The sequence below is a fragment of the Paracoccus sp. TRP genome, from assembly GCF_000185925.1.
Classification (GTDB): domain Bacteria; phylum Pseudomonadota; class Alphaproteobacteria; order Rhodobacterales; family Rhodobacteraceae; genus Paracoccus; species Paracoccus kondratievae.
Genome location: NZ_AEPN01000086.1, coordinates 1 through 5,182, shown reverse-complemented (window position 1 = coordinate 5,182; position 5,182 = coordinate 1). Strand labels below are relative to the sequence as shown.

Annotated in this window: 7 protein-coding genes; 4 read left to right on the top strand and 3 right to left on the bottom strand. The window is 59.0% G+C overall.

Features of this window, described 5'->3' with window-relative positions:
* Positions 1-7: 7 nt before the first annotated feature.
* From PARACOCCUSGL_RS21085 to PARACOCCUSGL_RS0119535, 3 genes are all read right to left on the bottom strand, one after another.
* Positions 8-247, bottom strand: coding sequence for a copper chaperone PCu(A)C (locus PARACOCCUSGL_RS21085; RefSeq protein WP_010400589.1), 240 nt, complete (start codon positions 245-247; stop codon positions 8-10).
* A gap of 1 nt (position 248) precedes the next feature.
* The gene (locus tag PARACOCCUSGL_RS0119540; protein ID WP_010400587.1) at positions 249-857 is read right to left on the bottom strand and encodes a cation transporter; all 609 of its coding nucleotides are present in this window, start codon (positions 855-857) and stop codon (positions 249-251) included.
* Positions 858-923: 66 nt separating this feature from the next.
* The gene (locus PARACOCCUSGL_RS0119535) at positions 924-3,056 is read right to left on the bottom strand and encodes a heavy metal translocating P-type ATPase (protein ID WP_029372782.1); all 2,133 of its coding nucleotides are present in this window, start codon (positions 3,054-3,056) and stop codon (positions 924-926) included.
* Positions 3,057-3,277: 221 nt separating this feature from the next.
* On the opposite strand from PARACOCCUSGL_RS0119535, the gene PARACOCCUSGL_RS0119530 reads away from it, so the two are divergent.
* From PARACOCCUSGL_RS0119530 to PARACOCCUSGL_RS21080, 4 genes are all read left to right on the top strand, one after another.
* Positions 3,278-3,718: a disulfide bond formation protein B gene (locus PARACOCCUSGL_RS0119530; RefSeq protein WP_010400583.1), complete on the top strand. Its 441-nt coding sequence runs from the start codon at positions 3,278-3,280 to the stop codon at positions 3,716-3,718.
* A complete protein-coding gene (locus tag PARACOCCUSGL_RS0119525) occupies positions 3,715-4,374 on the top strand; it encodes a thioredoxin domain-containing protein (protein WP_010400580.1) in 660 nt (219 codons plus the stop codon). Before PARACOCCUSGL_RS0119530 ends, PARACOCCUSGL_RS0119525 begins: the two co-directional genes overlap by 4 nt.
* Positions 4,375-4,445: 71 nt before the next feature.
* Positions 4,446-4,850, top strand: coding sequence for a helix-turn-helix domain-containing protein (locus PARACOCCUSGL_RS0119520; protein WP_010400577.1), 405 nt, complete (start codon positions 4,446-4,448; stop codon positions 4,848-4,850).
* An 86-nt stretch (positions 4,851-4,936) separates the two neighbouring features.
* On the top strand, positions 4,937-5,158 hold the full coding sequence (locus PARACOCCUSGL_RS21080; protein ID WP_010400574.1) for a helix-turn-helix domain-containing protein: 222 nt from the start codon (positions 4,937-4,939) through the stop codon (positions 5,156-5,158).
* Positions 5,159-5,182 lie beyond the last annotated feature (24 nt).

The window sequence follows — 5,182 nt, the reverse complement described above, 5'->3', positions numbered from 1 at the left end:
CCCACAATCACCCAACTTGGCAATGCCGTTCTGACAGAGGTGATGAGATTGAGACCAGACGGTCGGCAATGTCGCCATCGTTCGTCAGCGTCAGATAGCCACCGGCTACCGGGGCGATCGGCGGAGTCGCGCGTGACCACGGATGATCGATGGTGATCGAACCACCCTGGAAGTCGTGCCCCACAGCAGGAGAGATCGATACTGCAAGGGCAAGGAAGGCGGCGGATAGAGCTCGCATGTTGGCCATGTTATTTTCCTTTGTTTCCAGCTTCTCCGGCCTTTTCAAGGATTTCCAAGCCGCTTCTGACAACGACAACAACCACACCCAGGCCAATGATCAGATCCGGATAGGGCGAGCTGAAAAGAATTACGGCGAGACCAGAAACAGCGATCGCCGAGTTCACGAGCATGTCGTTTGTCGTGAAAATCCATGAGGCTTGCAGATGCACGCCGTTTTCCCGATGTGATTTTAAAATCCACATACAGACCGTATTCGTAAGGGCGCTCGCTATCGCCACGGCGATCATGACCGGCCCTATTGGATCAGAGCCAGTAATGAAGCGTCGACCGACCTCAAACAGAAGCAGACCGGCGAATATAATCAGTAGGATACCTGACAACCGAGCAACGCGAACCTTCGCCGCCAATCCGCGCCCTACGACGAAAAGACTGATGGCGTAGACACCGGCATCGCCAAGATTATCGAGTGCAGAGCCCATCAATCCTGTTGACTGAGCCCACCACCCTAATCCTCCCACAATGGCTGCCTGGGCCGTATTGATCGCAAGCACCCATGCGAGCGCCCATTGTTCGCTCTTCTCGGATGAAGTGGCACTGCCCTTGGACTGATTATTCATAAACTACACCTCGGCTTTCTTGGCGAGAAGTGGAAGCCGCGACCTGCCTTCGCGCACTGCTTAAGCTCATTTGTCGCGGGTGCCGCGCCAGGTCAGCAGGCGCAGCGCACTGGCCGTAACGAGGACCGTAGCGCCCGTATCGGCGAGGATCGCCATCCAGAGCGTGGTAATGCCGAATAGAGTCGTCACGAGGAAGACGGCCTTCAGACCAAGCGCTATGGCGATATTTTGCCAAATATTGCCGAGTGTCGCCTGTGACAACCCGATGAGATCGGCAACACCCGTCACCCGGTTTCTGAGCAGCGCGGCATCTGCGGTCTCCAGAGCAACGTCGGTGCCTGCACCCATGGCAACGCCAACGGAAGCGGCTGCGAGCGCCGGCGCGTCATTGATACCGTCTCCCACCATGGCGATCGGGCCATTTGCTTTGAGGCGACCGATCTCGGCGAGCTTGGCGTCGGGCAACAATTCGGCGCTTGCCTCAAGGCCAAGATGGGCCGCAATGGCGTCGGCCGTGCGCTTGTTGTCGCCGGTCAGCATCAGAGGGCGCACACCTCGATCTGTCAGTCGCTTCACACCTTCGATAGCGTCGTCGCGCGGTTCGTCGCGCAACGCGATCAATCCCTCGATGCTCTTGCCCTTTATAAGCACGACGACCGTCTTGCCCTGGCTCTCCAGTGTGGTGATCGCCTCGGCGATGTTCTCTTCGAGTGCAGTCTGTTCGGCGGCATGACGGGGAGACCCGACCGAAGCGAAGCCGTCCTTCAACCGCGCTGTGACCGCTTTGCCGGGTGTGGCAACGCCGCCCCCGAAGGTGACGGGCAGTTCGAGCCCCCGCACCTTTGCCGCCTCCACGATTGCAACCCCGAGAGGATGGCTGGTGCTGCGCTCGACGGCCGCTGCAATGGCAAGGACGGAATTCTCGTCCCCAATGATCGGCACAATGTCCGTCACCTGGGGATGGCCACGCGTCAGCGTTCCTGTCTTGTCGAAGGCAACAGTTACGACCTTACCGAGTATTTCCAGCGCCGCACCGCTCTTGATCAGCAATCCCTGACGCGCGCCGGCGGCAAGACCTGAGGCGATGGCCGCCGGCGTGGAAATAACGAGTGCGCAGGGGCAAGCAATGAGCAGCGTGGCAAGGCCCCGATACACCCATGTCATCCAGTCTCCGCCGAAGGCGAGCGGGGGCACGACAACGATCAGAGCTGCGACGACCATCGCGCCCGGCGTATACCAACGGCTGAAACGGTCGATCATACGCGCCGTCGGGGCCTTTGATTCCTGAGCTTCCTCGACCATGTGGATGATGCGGGCAATGGTATTGTCGGCCGCGACATGGCTGATCGACACCCGCAACTCGCCATTTGCATTGATGCTGCCGGCATAGACGTTTGCGCCGGCTTCTTTCAGCACGGGCATGGATTCGCCTGTCACGGGCGCCTCATCGACCTCAGATGCACCATCAATCACCGTGCCGTCAGACGGCACACGGTCCCCAGGCCGAACAACGACGACATCACCAATGGCCAGCTCTTCGGCAGCGACCTGCTCAATGACACCATCACGCTCGCGGAACGCGACCCGGGGCACGAGATCGATCAGCGCTTCAATGCCTGCCCGCGCACGGCCTGCCGCCACGGTTTCAAGCAGTTCGCCCACTGCGAACAGGAAGATCACGACAGCAGCTTCTTCGGCCTCGCCGATGGCGACCGCGCCGAGTGCCGCGACCGTCATCAACGTCTCGATAGTGAAGGGTGAGCCGGACATCGCACCGGCGACCGCCCGCCTCGCGAACGGGATGACGCTGATCAATGCAGCGCCCGAATAGAGCCATTGCTCCCATTCGGGCAGGACAAGCGCGAGGGCGAAGGCAAGGATGAACAACGCGCCGGTAAGGAGCACAAGCCGACCCTTGTTGCCTTTCCACCATGCCTCTGCGATGCGCTTCCGAGGTGGGCTCGCCTTTGCCTCGGTCTGCTCGAGCACTGGTGTGTAGCCGAGCGCTCGGATCTTTTGCTCAATGGTGCCGAGGACCGTCCGGTCTTCATCGAGTTGCAATGCAAGCGTCTCGTTGGCGTAGCTGACATTGATGTCGCTAACGCCCGGCAGGCGTTGCACCGCCGTCTCGATTTTCAACGCGCAAGAGGCGCAGTCCATGCCTTCGACACGTAGTCTGTAATTGCTCGCAGCCGCCATGGTATCACCTCGCCAATTAGATGTGACACCGCAGATAGACCCTGTAGCAACTACAGGGTCAAGGGCCGGTTTGCTATGATTACCTTTGTGCGGCGATCCGTGTGCGAATTCGTCGCACAGCTTCAACAAAAGAGACTTGACCTTGTAGCTGGTACAGGGTGCAACCCTGCGTGAAATACAAAGCTTGATGGAACGAAAGAAACGCTGCGAAAGGGAGTGCTATGACCGCCGGAGCAGGCACAACTGCAAATGCTTGGGCGGTCGTGTTCCTGGCGTGGTTCATCGCGCTTGCTGCCTCGCTCGGCGCTCTCTTCATTGGTGAGATCATGGGACAGACGCCGTGCAATCTGTGCTGGTATCAGCGCGCTTTCATGTTTCCGCTGGCGGTCATTCTGGCTGTCGCTAGCTTTCGGGGCGAGACCAGCGTTTCCTGGTACGGGCTTCCATTGACCACCCTCGGCGCCGCCATCGCGGCGTTCCACTCCCTGCTTTATGCGGGCATCATTCCCGCCGCCATCGAGCCCTGTGGTCAAGACGGCCCATCCTGTTCGAGCGCCGATATGACGATCCTTGGCGTTTTGCCGCTCCCCTACCTGTCGCTCGTTGCCTTCTTGAGCATTGCCCTTCTTCTCATTCTCGCGCGCCGGAGGCGTCCAGCATGACCAGACGGTCCGTCGTACTTTTCACTGGCCTCGTCGCACTGATCGTCTTTGCCGGCGGAGCCTTTCTCTACGACCGCTACGGCAGCACCTCGGCACAGCCCGTTCCAGCACCGCAAGGTGATGCGATGACCAGGGCGCATTCACCAATCATTGGCCCTGCGGATGCGCCGGTGACGATCGTGGAATTCTTCGATCCTTCTTGCGAGGCGTGCCGAGCTTTTTATCCAGCCGTTAAGCAGATCATGGCGAATTTCCCTGGCGAGACGCGCCTTGTCATCCGATACGCGCCCTTCCATGAGGGATCGGACGAAGCCGTCAGGATTTTGGAAGCGGCTCGTCTTCAGGACCGCTACGAACCGGTGCTGGAGGCCCTGCTGGCGCGACAGCCGGAATGGGCCGTGCATGGTGCACCCGACCTTGCGAAAGCCTGGGAGATCGCAGCGGCGGCCGGGCTTAATGCCGAACAGGCACGGCGCGAAATGTCCTCGGCCGAGATCGATGCGGTTCTTGAGCTGGATCTGGCCGATGTTCAGAGCAATAATATCCGTCAGACACCAACCTTTTTTGTGAATAGTAGGCCGCTGGGATCCATCGGACCGCAGCAACTCTACGATCTGGTGCGTGAAGAAGTGGAGAGCGCCAGAGCGGCGCAATAGGCTACCCATCGAGATCGACAAACGTCCAGATCCGGCCTACATTAACCCTGTATTCGCTACAGGGTAGTTCAATGAACTCTTCCATTCTGACGATCGGTCATCTTGCAAGGCAAACCAGTACCAAGGTCGAAACAATCCGGTTTTACGAGAAGAAGGGTCTACTGCCCGAGCCGTCACGCACCGACGGTAACTACCGGGCCTATGAGCCGGATCATCTGAATCGCCTAAGCTTCATCCGGCGCGCGCGTGATCTCGGTTTTTCGCTCGACCAGATCAGGGCACTTCTCGCGCTCTCCGACAATCGCGGGCAATCCTGCGCGGCTGTTGATGCCATCGCCAGTGAACATCGTGCAGAGGTCGAAAAGAAGATCACTGATCTGATGGCGCTAAAGGCCGAACTCGACAGGATGATCGACCAGTGTGGGTGCGGCGTGGTCGCCGATTGCAGGATTATTGAAACCCTGTCGCCGAAATGATTGGCGGGGTGGAAGTGCAGAACATTGACGTGCGCGCCCACCAAGTATAATTGTCATTTCGATAAAACGTGAAATGTTAAAATGTTATGGAAGAGAATGACGCGCTTGTGGGCTTCGCCGCGCTGGCTCACGAGGATCGCTTACGGATAATCCGCATGTTGGTGGTCGCTGGCGCTGACGGGATGGCCGCTGGTGCCATCGCCCTCGCGCTCGATGATTCGCCGCCATCGCGCATTTCCTTCCATCTCAAGGAACTGGAACACGCCGGACTCGTGCGGGGGCGACGAGATGGGAAGTCGATTATCTAGGTCATGTTGACAAATGGCGAAGCC

Coding starts and splice junctions, on each gene's coding strand:
- PARACOCCUSGL_RS21085 (WP_010400589.1), bottom strand. CDS start 247: ATGGCCAACATGCGAGCTCTATCCGCCGCCTTCCTTGCCCTTGCAGTA.
- PARACOCCUSGL_RS0119530 (WP_010400583.1), top strand. CDS start 3,278: ATGACCGCCGGAGCAGGCACAACTGCAAATGCTTGGGCGGTCGTGTTC.
- PARACOCCUSGL_RS21080 (WP_010400574.1), top strand. CDS start 4,937: ATGGAAGAGAATGACGCGCTTGTGGGCTTCGCCGCGCTGGCTCACGAG.
- PARACOCCUSGL_RS0119540 (WP_010400587.1), bottom strand. CDS start 857: ATGAATAATCAGTCCAAGGGCAGTGCCACTTCATCCGAGAAGAGCGAA.
- PARACOCCUSGL_RS0119535 (WP_029372782.1), bottom strand. CDS start 3,056: ATGGCGGCTGCGAGCAATTACAGACTACGTGTCGAAGGCATGGACTGC.
- PARACOCCUSGL_RS0119520 (WP_010400577.1), top strand. CDS start 4,446: ATGAACTCTTCCATTCTGACGATCGGTCATCTTGCAAGGCAAACCAGT.
- PARACOCCUSGL_RS0119525 (WP_010400580.1), top strand. CDS start 3,715: ATGACCAGACGGTCCGTCGTACTTTTCACTGGCCTCGTCGCACTGATC.